Origin of the sequence: Algoriphagus sp. SE2 (assembly GCF_039563885.1) — a bacterium.
Lineage (GTDB): Bacteria > Bacteroidota > Bacteroidia > Cytophagales > Cyclobacteriaceae > Algoriphagus.
Genome location: NZ_JBCLWJ010000005.1, coordinates 14,979 through 36,212, shown reverse-complemented (window position 1 = coordinate 36,212; position 21,234 = coordinate 14,979). Strand labels below are relative to the sequence as shown.

The window sequence follows — 21,234 nt, the reverse complement described above, 5'->3', positions numbered from 1 at the left end:
AAATGACAGTTTCTGTATTTAGAAGCACATATTGAGATTATAGACTTTGAAGACGTTATCGGATTTCGTCGAGATCGTAATCTTTTCCTTTTCCCCATTGTAGCAGTTCAAATATTGTATAATACTCTAATGTGTCAAGGTCCTTTACTTTAAAATTATCCCCACTTAATCTGTCAATGATCTGTAATTTTCTTACTTCACCCTGATTGATCAATAGGTAATTACGACCAACTCTCAAATTATCCAATGCAATTGCCATTATCAGGCTTTATCTTTTATTTTGACACCAACTGCTTCAAAAGTGATTTCCCTTTTTGGTTCTGTAATTTTTTCAATTTCTTCAACAGGTTTTCCAGCATCCTTGGCATAATGTCTTTGAGTCTCAACATCTGTTTCAGTAAGAATAGCAACGCCTTCCAAAATCACAGGATATCCTTGGGAGTTTTTTGGAACAAAAAATTCATAATCTTTAAAAGTAACTCTCATGCTATTGCCGTTTGGCAACTCCATGGTTAGCCAGCATCCTTTGCTACTGCAAACTTCATCAATCTCACCAATTATTTTCCCTTCAAAAGTTCCTTGCTCTTCAACAAGACTTACCATTTCAGATATATTGGTGATGTTGTTTTCATTTACATCTGCGCCATAAACTCCTGCAACCTTTTCTTGGGTAGGTTGATCTTGCTTTTCTTTAACAGGAGAAGAACAAGCTACAGCTACAGTGATACTGGCAATTGAAAATACTGATAGAATTCTATTCATGGGGTCATATTTTATAATTTCAAAAATAATTCATTGCTCGGTAGTTTAAAAGATTTAAGTCGTCAATTCCTAAAAAATAAAGTCAATTTTAATTTTGATTTTCTATTGAGATTGCAAAAATCTTTAGAAGTAAAACTTGTAGGAACAATTTATTCAATAAAGCTTCTATATTTTTAACAATACTGTAATTTTACTTCCTAATAAAAATTAGACCCTGCTCATGCCTCAAACCAAAAAATTCATCATTGACTTTGATAGTACTTTCACACAAGTGGAAGCATTAGACATCTTGGGAGAAATAAGTCTGGAAAATGACCCTGAAAAAGAAAGTAAACTTCAAGCTATCAAGGACATAACCGACAAAGGAATGGAAGGTTCCGTAACTTTTAGGGATAGTTTAATCCAAAGACTCGAAATTCTTAATGCCAGCAAAAATCAAATTATTGATTTGATTAATGCATTAAAATTAAAAGTTTCAAAATCCTTCGAAAGGAATAAGGAATTTTTGCAAGAAAATGCTGAAGATATTTTCATAATATCTAATGGATTTAAAGATTTTATTATCCCAATTGTCGGAGATTATGGAATAAAAGAAGAGAATGTTTTTGCTAATGAATTTGTCTATGATGATGCGGGTAACATAATTGATTTTAATAGAGAAAACCCGCTTTCACTTAATAATGGAAAAGCTGAAACGATTAAAAGGATTAATTTAGATGGTGATATTTATGTGATTGGGGATGGATATACCGACTATGAAATTAAAGCTTCTGGCTTAGCAAATAAGTTTTATGCATTTACAGAAAACGTTTCACGTCCTAAAGTAACAAGTCAGGCAGATCATATCGCCCCAAGTTTAGATGAAATTTTATATATCAATAAATTGAACACAAAATTTTCATATCCAAAAAGTAGAATAAAAGTATTGCTTTTAGAAAACGTCCATCAAATAGGTGTTGAACTACTTAAAGAAGAAGGATACGATGTTGAGGTAATAAGTTCTGCCATGAGTGAAGAAGAACTCTGTGAGAAAATTAAAAATGTCTCAATTATCGGAATTCGCTCCAAAACCAATATAACTAAGAAAGTATTAGAAAATGCAAACCGGCTCATTGCAATAGGGGCATTTTGTATTGGAACCAATCAGATTGATCTGGAGACTTGTCAAGAGAAAGGAATTGCGGTTTTTAATGCGCCTTTCAGCAATACAAGATCAGTAGTGGAAATGGCAATTGCCGAAATTATTTTTCTGATGCGGAATTTTACCGATAAAACGGTTTTAATGCATCAAGGAAAATGGGATAAATCCGCAAGTGGAAGTTTTGAAGTGAGAGGGAAAAAACTAGGTATTGTGGGTTATGGGAATATTGGAGCCCAACTTTCTGTCTTAGCAGAAAATATGGGTATGAATGTTTTTTATTACGATGTCATTGAAAGGCTTGCCTTAGGAAATGCTACGAAATTAAATTCTCTTGGAGAGCTTTTGAGCACCTGTGATATGATTTCCTTGCATGTTGACGGTAGAAAGTCAAATAAAAACTTGATTGACAAGAAAATGATCTCCAAAATGAAAAAAGGAGCCATTTTGGTTAATTTAAGTCGAGGGCATGTTGTAGAAATACCAGCTTTGAAAGAGGCAATTCTATCAGGTCATTTGGCAGGATGTGCCGTAGATGTTTTCCCGGAAGAACCCAAAAACAATTCTGAGCCTTTTGTATCTGAATTAATTGGTTTGCCCAATACTATTTTGACCCCGCATATAGGAGGAAGTACTCTGGAAGCACAGGAAAATATCGCACGATTTGTTCCTGGAAAAATCATGGAATATGTCAATACAGGAAACACGTATAATTCAGTAAATTTCCCTAATATTCAACTACCATTTTTGAATGATGCACATAGATTGATTCATATTCACATGAATGAACCCGGAGTATTAGCAAAAATAAATCAGGTTTTGGCAAACTATGAGATTAATATCGTAGGTCAATATCTTAAGACTAATGAAAAAATAGGATATGTAATTACCGATATTGATAAAGCATATTCACCAGATGCAATTGATGCTCTAAAGTCAATTCCAGGTACTATTCGATTCAGAACTTTATACTAATAAAAGCCCCAAACAGGGCTTTTTTCTTAGTTATTCAGTAATCTTCTGTGATAATTAATTTGACCTAAATGATAATTGAAATGTCCATATAGATGGATTAAAAAGAATTCATTTGTCATGGGCTTCCCAAAAATTTCTTTTGGGTAATTTTTTGTAATCAATGATTCATCCATTCCTTCCAAACTACTAATCATAATCCGTTTCAAATTTATAATGTCTGCAAGAAGTTTTGATTTAGGGACATTTTTCCCTGCAAATTCAAATTCCCTATCTCGTTCATAATTAAAACCTCCTAATTCATGCCCAACAAAAGCTTGGAGATTACCTAAAAGATGGAGGCAAAGATTACCAGCAGAATTATTTATTTTATGATCTGTTTTCCACAAGGTATCTTCATCTGAGTAAGCTTCTATTTCCTTGTAGAGCCTGTCTATATCTCGTTCAAAAAGTTGAATTAATTGAGTCAATAACATTTACTTGAATTTTTGTTATAAAAATTTCCTTTGGTCGTAATTTTAAGAGGATGTTTGCTACATTTTCGCAAACACATTTAAAAAAAAGAGCTACTTCAATTTAGTCGAAGTAGCTTAAAAAAACAATTCAAATTCTATTCAGGTTTAATGACATTCTTTCTATTTCCAAATCTAGAAGGTTTTGAAGATGGATTCTGCTCATTTGAACTTGATTCAACTCTCCCTGCTTCAGAGTTAGAAGTTATCTGTTTTTCAGTTTGATTTTCTTTTTTTGTATTGATATCCTGTGGCTTTTGTCTTTTGGGAAATTTCTTTTTCCCTTTTGAAGACTTTGATGGAACTTCATTCCTTGGTTTATCAAATTTTCTATTTGATTTAAAGGAATCACCACTGTATACTGGACCTTTTTCAAAACCCTCTGGCAAAGGATTTTGAGTGATTTTCATACCAATTAATTTCTCAATTCTACCAAATTTCTGTTGATCTTTTGGATTAACAAAAGTAATGGCTTCTCCTTCCATATCTGCTCTTGCAGTTCTTCCAACTCTGTGGACATAATCCTCTGGATCACTTGGAGTATCAAAATTGATGACTAATTCTATCCCAACTACATCAATACCTCTGGATATAATATCAGTTCCAATAAGAATTTTAACTGCCTTATTTTTAAATGCGGACATGATCTTTTCCCGATCTATCTGTTCTAGATCCGAATGGAAAGCTTCGACGTCAAATTGTTTTCTCAGAACTTTATATAATGCTTTTACTTTATCTTTTGTAGATGCAAAAATAATGACTGCTTCGTATGATTTTTGAGAAAGAATATGTTTTACCAAAGCCTCTTTTTGAGTATCATAAACAGAATACATTACCTGAGTTACTCCTTCCGCAGTCTTCCCCATTGCAATTGAAATCTCTTCTGGGTTTTTCAGAATTTTCATACTGAATTGACGGATCTTTGAAGGCATTGTCGCAGAAAATAGAATAGTCTGTCTTTCTTTTGGTAAGTAGTTGACAATTTTTAGAATATCATCCGAAAAGCCCATATCCATCATCCTGTCAGCCTCATCTAAGATTAGGTGCTGCAAGGAACTCAAATCCATTTTACCACCTGCCAGAAGAGCTATTAATCTTCCTGGTGTTGCGACAACTATTTCAGCCCCTGTTTCTAAGGCCTTTTTCTGCTGCTCCCATACAATACCATCTCCTCCTCCATAAATTGGAATACAACTGATGCCCAGAAAGTAAGCGAATCCTTGAACTTGCTGGTCAATTTGAATAGCAAGCTCACGAGTTGGAGCCAACACTAATGTGTTGATTTTTTCAGAACTGGATTTTGATATTTTATTGAGTACTGGGAGAATAAAAGCAGCCGTTTTGCCCGTTCCTGTCTGAGCACAGGCAATTAAATCTTTATTGTCTAAAATTACAGGAATTGCTTTTTCTTGTATAGGAGTGGGCTTATCAAAACCCATTGCGTCTAAACCCTCTTGTAAAGAAGGTTCAAAATTAAATGAAGAGAAATCCAAAGGTTGGTGTATTTTTCAAATTGTAAAAAACTGGTAACAATCAGCTCGATTAGTTCAAATATAAGTCTTTATTAAGGATAAACATAAAATATAAATTTTAGCTGAATTACTATCCATATTATCACATTAATAAATAGTATCTAGTAATAAACTGGAATCGTTACATCATTTTAAGTTATATTTCTATTGAAACATACAAAAGACCAACTATGAAGGATTTCAAAAAAAAAATGATTCTATTGATCTTCCTGATTTCAGTAGGTTCTTTTTACTGCTTTCCTCTTGCTGGGCAAACATTTCAAATTAAAGGGAGAATTCTAGATGCTGATACGAAAGAATACATCGATGGTGTAAATGTTACTTTGAGAGGAACCGCATATGGAGTGGTTTCCAGCAGTGGTGGCAATTTCACATTAGAAAAAGTTTTGGAGGATAAATACACCTTGGCTTTGAATATGCCTGGATATAATCAATATGAGCAAATAGTCAGGCTAAGTAAAGATCTGGATTTAGGAGATCTTTTTTTAGTTAAATATGGGGCAGAGGGCTCCGGGGCAGCTTTACAAAAAACCATCCGGGCCAATAATATTACTAACCTATTCAATGATCGACCTAATATGATCGGGGGCAATGCAGTTTACGGGATCCCTCCAGAACCGAAAAAACTTGAAGGAAATTATTTTTTAGATACCAAATGGAATTCGGCCTCACTCCTATTATATAGAGATCAACAATTATTAGAGGGGTTTAGAGTACGATACAATATTGTCTCAAATATGTTCGAATTAATGGAACCTGAAAATAATTTGGTTTCGGTAATGCCCGGATTGAGAATCCAAAACTTTGTTTTTGTTGATTCCACCTATAAAGTTCCTAGATATTTTGTAAACGGAATGGATTTCAAAGATGAAGGTTCGCCAATAGCTGGTTTCTTCGAAGTTCTAGTTGATGGAGAATTACCGCTTATGAGAAGAACGATGGCAGTATTTAAAGAATCGAATTATAATACCGCCCTCATGGTAGGAAATAGAAATGATCAAATCATAAAAAGGAATATTTACTACTTTCTAAGAGGTAAAGATATTTATGAAGTCCCAAGAGGAAGGAAAAAGATCTTTGCAGTTTTTGGAGATCAGGCTAAAGAAATGTCTGATTACGCAGAAAAAAATGGTATTGATCTAAAAGACCCGAGTGGGCTATTTCAATTATTTACGCACTACAACTCTCAATTTCCAGGTTTTAGGCCAATAATGAGCCAATTACTTGATGGAACGAACTAAAACACTCAATCTATTAACATGAAAAAGTTTTACTTATTAATCTTCACACTTCTTTTAACTTGGAATCTTCATGCTCAAGGTCTACCCGGATTAGGAGCTGGAACTACACCAAATAATAAGCCTATTCTACACGGCAAAAACTGGGTAGCGATTACCGGTAAACCTTTAGGAGCCACTGCTGGAGCAGCAATTTTTCAGCAAGGAGGAAATGCCGTAGATGCTGCCTGTGCCATGATTGCAGCTACTTCCACGATGTGGGATGTGCTCTCTTGGGGTGGGGAAACCCAGGCTTTAATCTATAATCCAAATACTAAAAAAGTCATAGCAATTAATGCATTAGGCTATGCCCCTACGGGTGCAACTGTAGAATTCTATAAATCCCAAGGAATGGATTATCCTCCTCAATATGGACCTTTGGCAGCGACAACTCCTGGAACACCCGGTGGTATAATGACTATGCTTGCGGAGTTTGGAACCATGAGTTTAGAGCAGGTATTGAAACCATCTATGGAATTAGCGATGGGATATCCAATCGAAGCCCAAACTGCCAATGCAATGGAGGCTCAAAAAGCAAGAATCAAACAATGGCCTTATTCTAAGAAAATTTTCCTTCCACACTTAGGAGAAGAAAGAGAAGCTCCATCACCAGGAGAAATTTTTGTTCAGGAAGATTTATATAAAACCTTATCGAAATTAGTGGAAACTGAAAAAGAAGCTTTAGCAGCTGGTAAATCAAGAAAAGAAGCCATCTATGCTGCTTATGATAGGTTTTACAAAGGTGATATTGCTAAGGAGATTGTAAGAGGAACCCGTGAACAAGGTGGCTTATTTACAGAAGCTGATTTGGCTAACTGGAAAGTGAAAATTGAAGAGCCTCTTCATGTAAACTACAAGGGAATTGATGTATATAAGTTGCAGGAATGGACACAGGGACCCGCTTTACTTCAGTCTTTAAATATTTTAGAAAATTTTGATTTAAAGTCCATGGGCTATAATTCTGCTAACTACATTCATACGGTTTATCAGGCGATGAATCTAGCTTTTGCAGATAGAGATTTTTATTATGGAGATCCTGCATTTGTAAATTCTCCAATGAAAGGCTTGCTATCCAAAGAATACGCGAAGGAGCGCGCAAAACTGATTGGTGAATCAAATGATCCTAAAATAGGAGCTGGTGACCCTTATCCTTTCCAAGGTGAAACAAACCCTTACATAGATCTATTGAAGAAAAATCAGCAGGCAATGGCAATGCTTTCTCCAGAAGAATTAAACAGCAAGCTGGATCAGCAGTTTATCGCTGACTTCCAAAGTGGTACTACTTCTGTAGAAACTGCTGATGCGGAAGGATGGGTTGTTTCAGTTACTCCTAGCGGTGGTTGGATTCCTGCTGTAGTGGCTGGTAATTCTGGTGTTGGACTTTCACAGCGTATGCAGAGCTTTGTTTTAGATGAGAATTTGAACCCATATAATTTACCCGAACCTGGTAAAAGACCAAGGGTAACGCTTACTCCAAGTTTAGCCATGAAAGATGGAAAACCTTTTCTTGCATTTGCAGTACAAGGTGGTGATTCGCAAGATCAAAACTTGTTACAACTATTTCTAAATGTAGTTGAATTTGGTATGGAGATCCAAGAAGCAACGGAAGCAGCCAATTTCAATTCTTATCAAATGCAGAGTTCTTTTGGAGCCCATGAAATTCGTCCTGGAGCTATTGTGTTGAGAAAGGATTCTCCTGATTGGATCAATAAGGAATTGGCATCCAAGGGTTATTCGATTGAACTATGGAACAAAACTTCAGGGCCTATAAACGCCATTTGGTTTGACTGGAAGCATGGAAGTTTCTGGGGTGGATCTAGTGATTATGGCGATGATTATGGAATAGCTTGGTAAGAGATTAAAAAAGATATTGAAAGCAGCTGAAAGGCTGCTTTTTCTTTATCCTTTATCGCCTGCATTCAATTCTTGAATCAAAATTTTCCTTACCTTAAAAACACAAAAAAACCATCTACCTATGAAAAAAATTTACCCTTCCCTCCTCCTATTTGCATTTGGAATTGGGAGCAGTATTCCTTTGCAGGCGCAGAAAAAAGAAAAACCAAACCCTTTAAAAACAGAGGTCATTCAATCTGTAGATACACGCTTTGAAGCACTGACAGAATTGAGTGATAAGATCTGGTCATTTGAAGAAATTGCATTTCAAGAAACCCAATCCGCAGCTGCTCTTTCAGACTATGCTGAAAGTCTAGGATTTAAAGTAACCAGAGGCGTAGGCGAAATACCAACCGCATTCGTTGCAGAGTACGGTTCTGGTTCCCCGGTGATTGGTATCTTAGGAGAGTTTGATGCACTTCCGGGACTTTCTCAAAATAAAGTGCCTTACAAAAGTCCATTACACGAAGATGCTCCTGGCCATGGTTGCGGACATAATTTGTTTGGAGTTGCCTCCTTAGGAGCTGCTGCAGCAATTAAAGATCTGATAGAAGAAGGAAAAATCCAGGGCACAGTTCGTTTTTATGGCACCCCTGCAGAAGAGAAGTTCTTTGGTAAACTTTGGATGATCCGAGCAGGTTTGTTTGAGGATGTGGATGTAGTAATGGATTGGCATCCTGCGGCAGAAACTAAGGCCGCAGTACAAAAAGGTCTAGCTTTAGTCGATTTTCAAGTGGAATTCAAAGGGCAGGCAGCTCATGCGGCTGCTGACCCTTGGAACGGCAGATCCGCTTCTGATGCTTTGGAGCTCTATACTACTGGTATAAATTATTATAGAGAGCATATCAAACCTACGGTGAGAATCCATTATCATATTCAGGATGCTGGTCAAGTGGTCAATGTTGTCCCTGATTACAGCAGAATTTGGGTTCGAGTCAGAGATAGCAGCCGTGACGGTTTGATGCCGGTTTATGAACAAGTTATGAAAATGGCAGAAGGAGCAGCCATCATGGCGAATGTGGATTACGAAGTGAATTTGATTTCAGGTATTCATGAAGTTTTGGTCAATAGAACTGGATCTGCAGCATTACAGAAGAATTTGGAGACTTTGGGACCAATATCTTATACAGAAGAGGAACAGGAATTTGCAAAAAAGATTCAAGAGGCAACAGGAAAACCCCAGATAGGTTTAGTGTCAAAAATTGAACCGATGGAAGAAACTGCTGTGCATAGCATGGGTGGAAGTACTGATGTCGGAGATGTGAGTTATGTTGTTCCTACAATCAGGCTTTCAGCAACCACTGCTCCTAACGGGACACCTTGGCATTCTTGGGCAGTGGTAGCTGCCGGCGGGATGTCTATAGGTCATAAAGGAATGGCTTATGCTGCAAAAGCATTATCAATGACGATGGTAGATTTATTCCAAAATCCAGAACTTGTAGAGGCAGTTAAAGCAGATTTTAAAGAGCATTTGGGAGATTATGTGTATAAAGGGATGGTTCCTCCAGGTCCCCCTCCAATCAACTCTAACCTTCAATAGAAAAACAAAAGAGCCACTCAAAACTGAGTGGCTCTTTTGTTTTTGAAGCAGTTTTCGTTCAAGCTTCTTTAAATCCTAATTCCAGTATTTTGCTTTTTTAATTACTGGGAACCTCCAGATGAAACCTTCTTCCAGTTGTACAGATACATGCAAGACAAAACTGTTGTTCTGCTTCATCGGAAAAACCAATGATCCTAGCCTTCTTCACACCTTCGGATTTCAAATAGTCTAAAATTGCCAATTTTAATTCTTCTTCAGAATTTCCTTCCATGCTTGCCCAAGGGTCAGCACATCCTGTTTGATCCCAATAAAATTCAGTATTTCCAATTTCACTTTGTTCACCAAAGCTCTGGAAAATGCAAAAGCCTAAAAATAAAAGATATACCATTATTCTGCGCATGAGTTGGTCAATTTAATTCGCAGAAAAATGACGAAATAAAAAGGCTACCTGTTAAAAAGCAGCCTAGATTTTAGGAAAACAACTTCTCCAATATTTTAAAAGTAATTAAGTAGGTTGGCCTTACTCCATCCATCCCCAATGCACCGGAAGCTAATGTACTTCCAGTTTCTAATGGGTTGTCTGATGCGTAGTAAGCATAAAGAATTTTTACATTGGAAGGAATGCTTCTTCTGATTTTTGAAGCTGATTGTATCGCTTTTTGATAATGTGCACCTTCCATTTCAAGACCAACTGCATGCCAACTAGATTCCATAAAATAGGTCAGGATATCCTTATTTTGAAGGGAAGTACCCAATACAGTAATCATAGATCCTTGGTAAACTCCCAATCCAAATCCTTCAAAATCAGATTTCTTCAGCTCATTTTTAAACGGATAATTATCAGCGGTACCTTCAAAAATATGTGAAGACGGGATCATCAAATCACCTTTTCCTCCATATAAAATTCCTGCTTTGCCCATGATGCTGGTTGACACTACATTCAATGGTATGTCTTTTTTCCCTTTTTTGAAGGGTTTCAATAATTCATCAAAGCATTCATAAGCCTGTTCTCCAAATGCATAATCCATAACCACGAAAACTGGACGTTTTTCCCTTTCTTCAGGCAATTTGATCCCAGGCAATAACTCATCTTTTTCAAGTAAAGCTGTATCTATAATTTGAGTGCCAATATTCGTCCCAGACTCGTCAGGTAGATCTATAAAACCATGTTTTAAAGCATAATCATAAATAGCCTTTCCTTTATTGCCTTTTGTCTTAACACTGATATCCAAAACCACTTTTTCAAGTGATTCATAATCTTTTACCCCCAAAAGTTGAGGGGCATAAATAGTATTTAAAACAGAATGAAGATTAGCTGAAATCACATGAATAGGCCGTTTGATCAAATTGTGTTTATCCAAAGACAATTTGATTCTTCTTGCCCACATCTCACCATATACGTGATGTCCTATTCTTTCTCGGAGTGTTGCTGAAAAGGAAATTTCTCGATCTAGATTTTTTGTATTTTCATCATAGGCTAATCTTCCCATGTGATAAACAATGGAGAAAAGACTATTGGAATTAGCAGATTTTTCAAATTTGTCAACAGCTGAAACTGTTTCTTCGAAAGTTCTGCCTATTAAATGACTTAAATAAGCACTAGCAGCTTCCTTTTCGAAGTCCTCACCATTTGCTTCCTTTTTAACCAGCTCCTCTAGCATGATCCAATTCTGTGAAATTTTACCCTTTGGATCAGTACTATTACGAAGTATTTTGCGAGACTCTATGTAAAGAAAAGTAAGGTGAGTTAATATATCATAAATATCAGATCTTCCACGCGTCATCTCTACATACATCACTTGCTCATCGAGTCTGTAGCAGTTCCGCTTTCGTTTTGCAGGAATAATAGGCTCTAAATGAGATATTTCATATCCTTCCCTGCTAATCAATCGAACATACCTACATTCTTCTATCCCTCGGGGCAAACGCTCCATAACATAAAGCAATCCATCTAATTCTAATTTTTCCGAATCTGTAATGGTCCCATAGATTTCTGGACTTAATACCATGAGCGCATTTACAAGACTTTCCCCAGAAATACCCATGGGTTTATAACTGCCTCTTGTAAACAAATGGCGCATGGTAATGTACATACGCTCAATGGCAGCTCTGGATTCTTGTGCCCTGGTTCGCTTCATTGTCAGCATAAATTTTTTTAATTCTAAGACTTAATTTCTTCCTTAAAGAACTTCTCCAATTTATTGACTTTAGGCTTGATCACAAATTGGCAATAAGGTTGATATCCATTTAAATTATAATAATCCTGATGGAAGTTTTCTGCTGGATAAAAACTCAATAATGGGGCAATTTCTGTTACAATCCTCTTTCCAAAAACCCCAGATTCGTTGAGTTGATTTACTAATTCAGTTATTATTTTTTTCTGATCATCCGTCACATAATAGATGGCAGATCTATATTGAGGACCCGTATCGGCTCCTTGCTTATTCAATGTGGTCGGATCGTGAGTTGCAAAAAAGATTTCCAAAATCTTATGTAAACTGATGATTTTAGGATCAAAATAAACCTCTACAACTTCGGCATGCCCCGTAGTGCCAGAACATATTTCTCTGTAGCTTGGGTTTTCTACTATTCCATTGGAATAACCTGAAATAACTGATTCTACTCCATTGAGTCTCTGAAACACAGCTTCCGTACACCAAAAACAGCCTGCGCCTAACGTAATCAATTCCATACCTTCAGGTACAGTTATTTTTGTTTGCGGTAATTTTAACTCATTATCCATTTTTTCTCTCTATTAATTGGTGGTAGAACAGTCCTGTTAGGATTTAGGTTTAGCAATGCATCTTATTTTGACACTATTCTTTTCATTAATAGAAATTAAGCTTTTGTTGAAAGTTTCTTCCACCTCAATTACACCTCTTTTGTAAAGAGAATTAATTAAGGATTCCAATTCTGGTAAAAAATGTCTCCAATCTTCCGGAAACATTTCACGAATAATATCTTCAGGATAAAAAAAAATATTTCTTCTTTTTCTGCACATTTCCAAAAGAGCAGTTTGCAGAATATCCATGATTATTTTATTTACAAACCATTACAAAAGCTGGGGGCAAATTCTTTAGGGTAAAGCTCGAACTCACAGACTTAAAATGCTTTTTGAATAAGTTTTTCAATAGATAGGAATAGCAAATTTGGATAAAGTAACCACTGCTATTTAGAGCCGAACTACTTTGCCTTAGAATTTCATCCCTGATTTCAGGAGAAATAAAACTAAATGGAAGTGAGGAGAAAATATAATCTACTTTTTTCCCTTCAAGGTACAAATGAATATTTTCAGCAGAATCATTGATGATTTTAACATTTTCTTGAGGAAACTGCTTTTCCATCGCTTCACAAAAAGACGTACTTATCTCAAAAACCAAAAGTTCAGCATCAGGAGCTAATCTATCCACAATACCCTGTGTAATGCTTCCATCTCCCCCTCCCATTTCGACTATCAGTTTTGCATTTGATAAGTCGGAAAAAGAAAGCATCTTATTGACTAATGATTTTGAACTGAAAGTAAGAGCGCCAGTAGTACTCAAGTTACTGTAAAGCTCAAATAAGAGATCTGATTTACCCATAAATTTAATTTGAGAAGGTGAAGATACCCGATTTTGCCCTATCTTTTGAGTCTTAACCCAAAAAGTTATTGATCAAATATGGCTCAGAAAGCTGAAATTAGGTCTACTTTACCTTATAAATTAAAAACAATACTTGGAAATTTCTGGGGGATGGCCCTCATTTTTAGTGGAATAGTAATTCTCTTTCGATTTCTTGAACTATACCTAGTATTCGATCAACACGTATTAAGTTTTTCTTTCAGAGATGTCGCTTTAAAGAGTTTTATCAGAGATTTAAATTGGTTACTCTATTTTTTTGGATTAGTAATGATCATTTATCTTATAATTAGTCTCCTTTCAATAAAGATTTCTAAAATCACCCTTGATTTAATTTTCCTGGTTGCAATTTCCTTACAGATTTCACTGATATTTTATTTTGTCCGGACCCTGCAGCCTTTAGGAAGTGATATTTTTGCTTACAGTTATGACGACTTAATTATTACTGTCAGCAGTTCTGGAGTATTAACTCCACTTACTTTAATCCTAAGTATTGCTTCACTGGTAGTAATAGGATTTATCCTTTGGTTTGCTGCTAACCGGATTAACTTAAGTCTGAAAACCTATCTTTGGATGACTGGTTTTGGAGTTATTTTATTGTTGGCTTTTGTCTATTTTCCCGTCTCTGAATCTGATAGTGTAAATGAAAACAGATTTAATGTAGAGCAAAATAAAACCAATTTCTTGGTGCAGCAGTCATTTAACTATTTCATGTTTTCAGACGATTATTATTTTGACTTTTACTTGCGACCATCTGGAAAAAATCTAACTGTCAAAAAGACCTTCACGGATAACAATTACCCATTTATGCACACTGCGGAGTATCCAGACGTGCTAAGCCCATTTTTTGACAGCCTAACTTCCAAGCCAGATATCGTTTTCATTTTTGCAGAAAGTCTTGGAAGAGCTTATTCAGGAGAAAATGCTTATTTGGGCAGTTTTACCCCTTATTTAGATTCCTTGTCAAATTATAGTTTGGTCTGGGATAATGCCATTTCATCAACAGGAAGAACTTTTGGAATTTTGCCTGGGATTTTTGCTGGACTGCCTTTTGGTCAAAATGGATTTCTTGAATTTGCCACGGAATTTCCAAATCACGATTCATTCTTAAGTATTTTGAAGAAAAATAATTATACCATTGATTTCTTTATAGGTTCGGATAAAAACTTCGACAATGAGGGAGATTTTTTAGTCTATCAAGGTGTAGACCTTATTGTAGATCAACGTGATTATGGTCCACAATATCAAAAGACTCCATCCTCTACTGGATTTTCTTGGGGATATCCAGATAAAGCTATGTTTTCTAATGGCTTGGATAAACTTCCTGAATCTGATTCTTTACCTCAGATCAGAATTTTCCAAACACAGACTTCTCACGATCCATATATTGTTCCCAACCCAGAAATATTTAAACCAAAATTGCTGAATCACTTAGAAAATAATTTAAATTTTTCTGAAAGTAAGGTTCAAGATTATTTATCATACGAGGACATTTACATGACTATTCTTTATGTAGATGAAGCTATTAAGGAATTCATGAATGAGTATAGTAAAAGGACGGAGTTTGAGAACACCATTTTTGTAATAACTGGAGACCATCGTTTACCTGAAGTCCCTATGTCCTCAAGGCTAGATAGATTTCATGTCCCATTGATAATTTATTCTCCTAAGCTAAAAAGAAGAACTCATTTCAAAGGATTGACATCACATTTTGAGGTCACTCCTTCTCTACTTTCATTCTTAGATAAACAAGTCGGTTTGGATCAACCTGAAGAAGTAGTATGGTTGGGACAAGTATTTGATACTGCACAAGTTTTCCAATCAAAGCTTGCTATGCCTCTTATGAGGAATAAAAACCAATTGGTTGACTATATAAATGAAGAGTTTTTTCTTTCCGACGGACAATTGTTTTTGATCAGTGATAGACTGAACATAGACCCGATTAATGATACCGAAAATCTGACACGATTGATTGGAGAGTTTGAAGAGTTTAAGAATAGAAACAATTATGTAATTCAGACTTCCAAACTTTTACCTGAGGGACAAGAGTAGTTTTTACCTTTTTTCAGAATAAGCTCTTTCTAGAATTTTAGAAGTCAAAGGATAATAATAATTCCAAAAGAAACTTTCTCTATCAGTATAATCAGTCACCAGATGAAGACCTTTCCATAAAAAAGGTAACCCAGAAAATCTAGAAGATCCAAGGTCAGATCGGAGGTCTGAAAAATCTCCTGCAAAATAATATAAGTTCCCTATTCCATTGGGTTTTGCAACTGCTGCAGGAAAAAACCTTGGCAGTCCCAGACTTCTTAATTTCTCCAATCCATCAGCTGTAGGGTTAATGTCGTAATAAGAAATTACTTGATAATCTCTTTCAATCAATACCACGTCAAACCAATCAGGATAAGGTACAATATCAGGTAAATTTTCTGCAAGTGGATTTCTTTTTTGAGAACGAATCAACGGTATTTTATTCAAATAATCCTCCTCAAATTTCATCCCTTCCACAACTCCATCTTCATGAATGAAAATGAGTCCCGGTCCTGGTGTCATCCAATTTCCTTCATGTTGTTCTTTGTATTGATTCCGAAGCCAAACTGGAATTTCATCATTTACTAATGTATCCAACTCATCAAAATATCTACCGATCCATCCAGTCCATTTTATCCCCATCAGATTTTCAAATTCCGTCCTATTTTCCTTTGTTGTAGGGCTAGCCATGGTGTTAAACTCAGCAATTATTGTTTTTTCTTGGGATTTAGCCTCTCTTAAAAGTTCAATATCTTTGGTATCAAGACCTCCATAAATAATCCTTGGCCTTAAAGAATTTCTATCTGCGAGATCATTCGAGGAAGCCATCACTCCATACGCATCTGCAATAAAAATAAGATCGTTTTTTTCAACCATTTCCTTAACCTTCTCATTGGTTAATTTCGACAAATCCTTGATCTCAGGTTCAGACTTTTCGCCTGCAGGGTAATAACCTAAATAGTCTGTCTTTTTATCATAAAAATCTTTGCTCTCTTTCGTGAATTTAAGGTGTTCTAAAACCCAAAAAAAAGAACTATGCTCCAACAGTCCCGGTCCTAATACAGTTTTGTCAATAACTATGATATTGAGGTTTTTCTTAGGAACAACTAACCAAACTGAATAGCTCAGTAATGGTACCAAAACTAAGATCAATACGATTGGAAAAATACGCCTGAGTAAGATTTTTAGTTCTTCTGAGATCATCCGATGGTTTTTAAAATCTATACTCTAAGCCTAATGTAAAATTAAGATCGTTTCTAAAGATATCCGTAGATAGTTCATCTCTACTATATCCAGTGAAAGCGTAAATCATAAATCTACTGGTCAACAATTGTTGATACCCTACTCTGGCTCTATAGGAATTCAAAAGCTGGGTTTGATCTCTGTTTTCTTCATCAGGTGAAACACCCGAACTCAGTTGTAAACTGAAGAAGTCCTCTGCGGTTTTGAAATAATATCTTGCCTGAAAATTGGCAGAAGTACTGACCTTTCGATTGTCAGGAATTACATTTGCCCGGAGATTAAGCCACCAGTTACCAACATATTTTCCAAGTGAACCAGTATATATATGAGTTGCCTCTCCAAAACCTAAATACCGGTAGCCGGCTTCTACTTCCCAAGCTTTCTCCAAATTGTAATATATAGACGTCCCAAATCTAAGCTTTGGAAAAAAGTTAGCACCAGAACCTCCTAAATTTATATAAGCATACATGTTTTTTCCTAGGGAAGGATATGCATCTATCTCAAATAATGTTCCTTGAGAATCAAATCGATAGGCCTGAGTAACCCGAGCTATCAAAGCACCCGTAAGGTTTGTCCGAGTTCTTCCATAAAAAGAAAATGTATTCCAAGGGGTAAGATCTCCCTGGAAATTATCATAATCGTAAGTCACCCCAACTGCATTGGTTCTTTTTAGCCGTTGAAGATTTTGAATAAACCCCAATAAACCTTCCTGATCATATTCTTTATCAAATAATTCTTCGGCTATTTCATAGGCTTTAGCATAATCCTCGCGATAATACAATAATCTGGATTCTTTATATCTAAGATTATCAGGCAATGGGGTACCAAAGTTATCTTTTGCTCTTGCTAGAATAGTATCGGCTTGATCGTATTGATCAGACCACATGAGGTTATCAAGATAAGCTGAATAACCATCTTCATAGGTTGGAGAAGCTACAATCGCTTTTTCTAGATAAATAGAAGCAGAATCATTTTTCCCTTCCCAGGCATAACTTCTTCCCACCAAAATCAGAATGTCAGCATATTCAGGATATCTCTCTAATGCTCTAAAAGCTATTGCCCTTCCTTCTTGATATTTTTTATCAAAAATAAGCTCTCTTGCCTCAAAAAATAGTTCATCAGGATCAAAGGAATCTTGAGCCAGCAAATTACCAAAAGCGGCAAATCCAATAAATAAAATAATTGCTGCTTTTTTCATAGCTCAGGAATTCGTTTCAGCTTCAAACTTTTTTCTGTCTTCAGATTTTTTAAATCCAGTGCGGATCATTTGGCCCCAACCACCTTTACCTTTAATAAAGTCAAGGTGACCTTTCAAACCCCATAAAACTATCTTTGGGTGAATAAGAAATGGTTCTACCAAGACAGTGAAAATTAAATTCTTGAGGTCATCCTTCTCTTTATAATTATTGAAGGCTATTTGCTCATATAATATGCTAAATGAGGTAACCAACAATGAAAGTAAATACAGCATCGCATAAAGCGCTATGAAATAAAAAGCACTGAAATCACCAATTAAAATTAGAATAATGGTGTAGAGTAAACCCAATAATTCTATGATTGGAGCAGACTTCTCAAACAAACTCCAATAAGGATAAGACAACATCCCCATCACCCCATATTTGGGGTTAAATCTTACTTTTTGGTGAAGCTGTAAAGTTTCAATTGTACCCCTAATCCATCTGTTTCGTTGTCTGGATAAAACTACCTCATCTTCAGGAACTTCTGTCCAACAAAGTGGATCAGGAACAAAGCCAACTTTATAAGGAATATCTTTTTCTTCCATGTACCTTCTCATCCTAACTACGAGCTCCATATCTTCCCCAACAGTCTTTGGAAAGTAGCCTCCTACTGCTAAGACAAGTTCCCTATTAAAGAATCCAAATGCCCCGGAAATAAGCATCAAGCCATTAATCCTGGTCCAGGCCATTCTGCCCATTAAAAAGGCTCTGAAATATTCGATAACTTGAAACCTCCCCAGGAGACTTGTTGGAATTCGATATTTTGTTACCATCCCATCTTGCACATCACAGTTATTTGCAATTCCTATTACTCCTCCTACCGCTATAACTTTTCGGTTTGTTTCTTCCATAAAAGGTCTTACCATACGAGTAAGTGACTCATGAGAGAGAATACAATCCACATCAATACAAGCAATAATTTCTTGTGAAGAAATATTAATTCCAGCATTTAAAGCATCAGCCTTTCCCCCATTCTTTTTATCCACAATGATCAATTTGCTGAAAGACTCATTTCTAGATTTATAAACACCTCTAACTGTCTTACAATCAATCTGATAATTATAAGCATAGTTTGTTTTCTCTAATTCAAAAGCCTCAATCAATTTTTCTAAGGTGTTATCTTTTGAACCATCATTCACTATTATTACTTCGAACTTGCCATAATGCAGGGACATTAAGCTTTTTGCATTCTGGACAATGTTCTGGGCTTCATTGTAAGCTGGAGCTATGATAGAAACCCCCGGGGCAATTGGTGAGGTAATGATATCCTGGTAATCTGCAAACCGGTTTCTTCGCAAATGGTCTCTCAATTCCAAAGCACTCATAATCATTGTCACAAAATAAATCACGATTACAGTGAAGCTTAAAATGAGGAAAAATACACCCAAGACCTCTAGAAGTAGATAAAAAAGAAAATTATACATGTTGAAGAAGAGGGTCTAAAAGATGTGCATTGATTTGATTGAGCTCCTTATCATTTGAAGTCGAAACAAATTGCTGATACATGGATTTATCCAGCCTAAGTATGCTGTCCAGATAGATCATTTTTAAATTAAAACTTGGGTTTTCGTTTAATAACTCGATTAAAATAAATGCTGAAGCCTGATCTCCCACCTGACCAGAAGCTTTAGCTGCCGCCACTACTAGGTTTATATTGTCCGATCTTAAACATTTATTGATGAAGGTAGACTCGGTGTGTACTCCTATCATTTGATAGGTTTTAAGAATTTCTATTTTTTCAATATCAGAAACATTCGGAGCTAGTTTTGACAACTTCTCCAATAAATCAACTCTTCCCAATAATCCCACTAGCTTGTATGCAAATAATCGGATTGTTTGATTTTCACCTTCAAAAAGTGTTTCTATTTGAATAGTCTTTTGAATGTGCAAATATTTAATAATCCTTAGATAATTCATCTGTTGCCACCTGGAGAGAGGAAATGATTGTTTTTTAATCGTTTTCAAATCCACATTTTCAGAAAGATTTAAAAGTGTGGCAATAGCGTGTGATCTTATATAAAAATTTGAAGAATCAGTTAATTCTTGAACTTGGGGCAAAGCTTCTACTAAATCCATTTCATTAATTTGGACCAAACCCGTAGTAATCACATCCCATCGTTTACTCTTAAGCTTCTTGATAGATATTTCATCCAGTTTAAATTTTTTATATAAGGCCTTTAGTTTATCCTTAAAATCTCCTTTCATTTTCTTATTAAGAGAAATGATCTTATTGATTAATACATGTTTGAAATGCTTTCCTCTCAAATCCTTTTCAGGAAAAAATTCAAATATTTCAGCATCTGAAAGATTATTAATTTCCTCTTCCGTTTTTTCGAATAAAAGCTCTGATAAAGGACCTATTATTTGGCTTTCATATATTTTTTCTTTGGCTTCAACTTTGGAAGATCGCATCTTAATAAAAATCATGTAGAGGATCATGACAATCGCCATGATCAAGAAAAACCCAATGATACTGGTGACTAATAAAAGTTTATAATCTGAAAAAAACTGGAACCTGTATTTAAACATAGGTTCATATGGAACCATATTGGCCAGTATCACCAAAACATCTCCTACTTCAGGTTTTTTTTCGTTAATAAAAATATCTTTATTTCTCCAAAGATTATCGACATAATCCCTTGCTGCACTGAGATTTGAAGGTTCTTCATAAATCAAAAAATCAGGCGTTAGCATTACCTCCTCTTTTAAAAGGTATTTTTCACCTGCACTATACCAAGATGAAAATTTTTCGAATGCTTGTGATTGATAGATTCCCAGTTCATCTTTTTCAAAGTTTAGCGTGGAATCATTTAATAAATCATTACTAGGGTTAGGATTGGTTATTTTATACCTGAATTTCAATGAGGGAATTTCTTCCTTAGATTCTAGGAATTTAAAAAATGTGGTGGAATCAGTATATGGTAAATTATCCTGAGCAAAAGATGGGTTTGCACAGAAAACCATAAATGAAAAGAATATTAGAAATTGAATAAATCTTTTCTTCATTTACAATTACCTGAAAATTCGTTTGACTCTAATCGCTAATTCGTTCGGATTAAAAGGCTTTGGAATAAAATCAGCCACGCCTAAATTAAATGCCTCCAAGACTATCTTTTCTTCCTCTCCCAATGAGCTCAATACTATTATTGGCGTATCAGGTTTGGACTTCCTTGCATAGTGAATTATTTCAATCCCATTCTTAAAAGGAATCATCACATCCGTAATGATTAAATCTGGATTAAACGAATCAATTGCTTTTGTTCCTTCATTTCCGTCTTGTACCAATAAGGTTTCGTATCCATCTTTTTTCAACCGAAACTGAACTAGACTTGAAATCAATAAATCATCCTCTATAATCAGGATTTTCTTCATAATTAATCACTAAACTCTCGCTTAAAGATAATAGAGGAATACTAATTTATATAGTGATTTACCAGTCGAGTAAATCTTTCAAACACACATTGCATTTAGAGGTACTTA

The 21,234-nt window shown here is 35.5% G+C and carries 19 protein-coding genes; 5 read left to right on the top strand and 14 right to left on the bottom strand.

The window, feature by feature from the left end; translation table 11 throughout:
• Window positions 1–55 precede the first annotated feature (55 nt).
• Window positions 56–259: a hypothetical protein gene (locus tag AAGF08_RS07740; protein ID WP_343510583.1), complete on the bottom strand. Its 204-nt coding sequence runs from the start codon at window positions 257–259 to the stop codon at window positions 56–58.
• 2 nt (window positions 260–261) lie between these two features.
• Window positions 262–762 (bottom strand): DUF4920 domain-containing protein, encoded by a 501-nt coding sequence (locus AAGF08_RS07735; RefSeq protein WP_343510582.1) that lies wholly within the window; start codon window positions 760–762, stop codon window positions 262–264.
• 220 nt (window positions 763–982) lie between these two features.
• On the opposite strand from AAGF08_RS07735, the gene serA reads away from it, so the two are divergent.
• Window positions 983–2,875: a phosphoglycerate dehydrogenase gene (serA, locus tag AAGF08_RS07730; RefSeq protein WP_343510581.1), complete on the top strand. Its 1,893-nt coding sequence runs from the start codon at window positions 983–985 to the stop codon at window positions 2,873–2,875.
• Between the two features lie 26 nt (window positions 2,876–2,901).
• Here serA and AAGF08_RS07725 read toward each other — a convergent pair whose 3' ends face one another.
• The gene (locus tag AAGF08_RS07725) at window positions 2,902–3,348 is read right to left on the bottom strand and encodes a DUF1572 family protein (RefSeq protein WP_343510580.1); all 447 of its coding nucleotides are present in this window, start codon (window positions 3,346–3,348) and stop codon (window positions 2,902–2,904) included.
• A gap of 134 nt (window positions 3,349–3,482) precedes the next feature.
• Entirely contained in the window at window positions 3,483–4,877 is a 1,395-nt protein-coding gene (locus AAGF08_RS07720; RefSeq protein WP_343510579.1) for a DEAD/DEAH box helicase, read from the bottom strand.
• 209 nt (window positions 4,878–5,086) lie between these two features.
• Between AAGF08_RS07720 and AAGF08_RS07715 the strand changes: the two genes are divergently transcribed.
• From AAGF08_RS07715 to AAGF08_RS07705, 3 genes are all read left to right on the top strand, one after another.
• The gene (locus AAGF08_RS07715; protein ID WP_343510578.1) at window positions 5,087–6,157 is read left to right on the top strand and encodes a carboxypeptidase-like regulatory domain-containing protein; all 1,071 of its coding nucleotides are present in this window, start codon (window positions 5,087–5,089) and stop codon (window positions 6,155–6,157) included.
• Between the two features lie 18 nt (window positions 6,158–6,175).
• Entirely contained in the window at window positions 6,176–8,047 is a 1,872-nt protein-coding gene (locus AAGF08_RS07710; RefSeq protein ID WP_343510577.1) for a gamma-glutamyltransferase, read from the top strand.
• A gap of 121 nt (window positions 8,048–8,168) precedes the next feature.
• On the top strand, window positions 8,169–9,626 hold the full coding sequence (locus AAGF08_RS07705) for an amidohydrolase (RefSeq protein WP_343510576.1): 1,458 nt from the start codon (window positions 8,169–8,171) through the stop codon (window positions 9,624–9,626).
• A gap of 97 nt (window positions 9,627–9,723) precedes the next feature.
• Here AAGF08_RS07705 and AAGF08_RS07700 read toward each other — a convergent pair whose 3' ends face one another.
• From AAGF08_RS07700 to AAGF08_RS07680, 5 genes are all read right to left on the bottom strand, one after another.
• Window positions 9,724–10,026: a hypothetical protein gene (locus AAGF08_RS07700; RefSeq protein WP_343510575.1), complete on the bottom strand. Its 303-nt coding sequence runs from the start codon at window positions 10,024–10,026 to the stop codon at window positions 9,724–9,726.
• 70 nt (window positions 10,027–10,096) lie between these two features.
• Complete coding sequence (locus tag AAGF08_RS07695; protein ID WP_343510574.1) at window positions 10,097–11,764, bottom strand: hypothetical protein; 1,668 nt, start codon at window positions 11,762–11,764, stop codon at window positions 10,097–10,099.
• A gap of 23 nt (window positions 11,765–11,787) precedes the next feature.
• On the bottom strand, window positions 11,788–12,369 hold the full coding sequence (gene msrA, locus AAGF08_RS07690; RefSeq protein WP_343510573.1) for a peptide-methionine (S)-S-oxide reductase MsrA: 582 nt from the start codon (window positions 12,367–12,369) through the stop codon (window positions 11,788–11,790).
• 36 nt (window positions 12,370–12,405) lie between these two features.
• Window positions 12,406–12,657 (bottom strand): hypothetical protein, encoded by a 252-nt coding sequence (locus tag AAGF08_RS07685; protein WP_343510572.1) that lies wholly within the window; start codon window positions 12,655–12,657, stop codon window positions 12,406–12,408.
• Window positions 12,658–12,664: 7 nt separating this feature from the next.
• Window positions 12,665–13,207: a methyltransferase domain-containing protein gene (locus tag AAGF08_RS07680; RefSeq protein WP_343510571.1), complete on the bottom strand. Its 543-nt coding sequence runs from the start codon at window positions 13,205–13,207 to the stop codon at window positions 12,665–12,667.
• A gap of 78 nt (window positions 13,208–13,285) precedes the next feature.
• Between AAGF08_RS07680 and AAGF08_RS07675 the strand changes: the two genes are divergently transcribed.
• Entirely contained in the window at window positions 13,286–15,295 is a 2,010-nt protein-coding gene (locus AAGF08_RS07675; protein WP_343510570.1) for an LTA synthase family protein, read from the top strand.
• Window positions 15,296–15,298: 3 nt separating this feature from the next.
• Here AAGF08_RS07675 and AAGF08_RS07670 read toward each other — a convergent pair whose 3' ends face one another.
• Genes AAGF08_RS07670 through AAGF08_RS07650 form a run of 5 tightly spaced genes read right to left on the bottom strand, consistent with a single transcriptional unit; the run spans window position 15,299 to window position 21,126 of the window.
• Entirely contained in the window at window positions 15,299–16,477 is a 1,179-nt protein-coding gene (locus tag AAGF08_RS07670) for a hypothetical protein (protein ID WP_343510569.1), read from the bottom strand.
• Between the two features lie 10 nt (window positions 16,478–16,487).
• Window positions 16,488–17,714: a YaiO family outer membrane beta-barrel protein gene (locus AAGF08_RS07665; RefSeq protein ID WP_343510568.1), complete on the bottom strand. Its 1,227-nt coding sequence runs from the start codon at window positions 17,712–17,714 to the stop codon at window positions 16,488–16,490.
• Window positions 17,715–17,717: 3 nt separating this feature from the next.
• Window positions 17,718–19,178, bottom strand: a complete 1,461-nt coding sequence (locus tag AAGF08_RS07660; protein ID WP_343510567.1) for a glycosyltransferase — start codon at window positions 19,176–19,178, stop codon at window positions 17,718–17,720.
• Window positions 19,171–20,760, bottom strand: a complete 1,590-nt coding sequence (locus tag AAGF08_RS07655) for a hypothetical protein (RefSeq protein ID WP_343510566.1) — start codon at window positions 20,758–20,760, stop codon at window positions 19,171–19,173. Before AAGF08_RS07655 ends, AAGF08_RS07660 begins: the two co-directional genes overlap by 8 nt.
• A gap of 6 nt (window positions 20,761–20,766) precedes the next feature.
• On the bottom strand, window positions 20,767–21,126 hold the full coding sequence (locus AAGF08_RS07650; RefSeq protein WP_343510565.1) for a response regulator transcription factor: 360 nt from the start codon (window positions 21,124–21,126) through the stop codon (window positions 20,767–20,769).
• Between the last annotated feature and the right edge of the window lie 108 nt (window positions 21,127–21,234).

Bases quoted from the DNA above. Each gene is read 5' to 3' on its own strand.
- AAGF08_RS07740 (WP_343510583.1), bottom strand. From the start codon at position 259: ATGGCAATTGCATTGGATAATTTGAGAGTTGGTCGTAATTACCTATTG.
- AAGF08_RS07735 (WP_343510582.1), bottom strand. From the start codon at position 762: ATGAATAGAATTCTATCAGTATTTTCAATTGCCAGTATCACTGTAGCT.
- serA (WP_343510581.1), top strand. From the start codon at position 983: ATGCCTCAAACCAAAAAATTCATCATTGACTTTGATAGTACTTTCACA.
- AAGF08_RS07725 (WP_343510580.1), bottom strand. From the start codon at position 3,348: ATGTTATTGACTCAATTAATTCAACTTTTTGAACGAGATATAGACAGG.
- AAGF08_RS07715 (WP_343510578.1), top strand. From the start codon at position 5,087: ATGAAGGATTTCAAAAAAAAAATGATTCTATTGATCTTCCTGATTTCA.
- AAGF08_RS07710 (WP_343510577.1), top strand. From the start codon at position 6,176: ATGAAAAAGTTTTACTTATTAATCTTCACACTTCTTTTAACTTGGAAT.
- AAGF08_RS07705 (WP_343510576.1), top strand. From the start codon at position 8,169: ATGAAAAAAATTTACCCTTCCCTCCTCCTATTTGCATTTGGAATTGGG.
- AAGF08_RS07700 (WP_343510575.1), bottom strand. From the start codon at position 10,026: ATGCGCAGAATAATGGTATATCTTTTATTTTTAGGCTTTTGCATTTTC.
- AAGF08_RS07695 (WP_343510574.1), bottom strand. From the start codon at position 11,764: ATGAAGCGAACCAGGGCACAAGAATCCAGAGCTGCCATTGAGCGTATG.
- msrA (WP_343510573.1), bottom strand. From the start codon at position 12,369: ATGGATAATGAGTTAAAATTACCGCAAACAAAAATAACTGTACCTGAA.
- AAGF08_RS07685 (WP_343510572.1), bottom strand. From the start codon at position 12,657: ATGGATATTCTGCAAACTGCTCTTTTGGAAATGTGCAGAAAAAGAAGA.
- AAGF08_RS07680 (WP_343510571.1), bottom strand. From the start codon at position 13,207: ATGGGTAAATCAGATCTCTTATTTGAGCTTTACAGTAACTTGAGTACT.
- AAGF08_RS07675 (WP_343510570.1), top strand. From the start codon at position 13,286: ATGGCTCAGAAAGCTGAAATTAGGTCTACTTTACCTTATAAATTAAAA.
- AAGF08_RS07670 (WP_343510569.1), bottom strand. From the start codon at position 16,477: ATGATCTCAGAAGAACTAAAAATCTTACTCAGGCGTATTTTTCCAATC.
- AAGF08_RS07665 (WP_343510568.1), bottom strand. From the start codon at position 17,714: ATGAAAAAAGCAGCAATTATTTTATTTATTGGATTTGCCGCTTTTGGT.
- AAGF08_RS07660 (WP_343510567.1), bottom strand. From the start codon at position 19,178: ATGTATAATTTTCTTTTTTATCTACTTCTAGAGGTCTTGGGTGTATTT.
- AAGF08_RS07655 (WP_343510566.1), bottom strand. From the start codon at position 20,760: ATGAAGAAAAGATTTATTCAATTTCTAATATTCTTTTCATTTATGGTT.
- AAGF08_RS07650 (WP_343510565.1), bottom strand. From the start codon at position 21,126: ATGAAGAAAATCCTGATTATAGAGGATGATTTATTGATTTCAAGTCTA.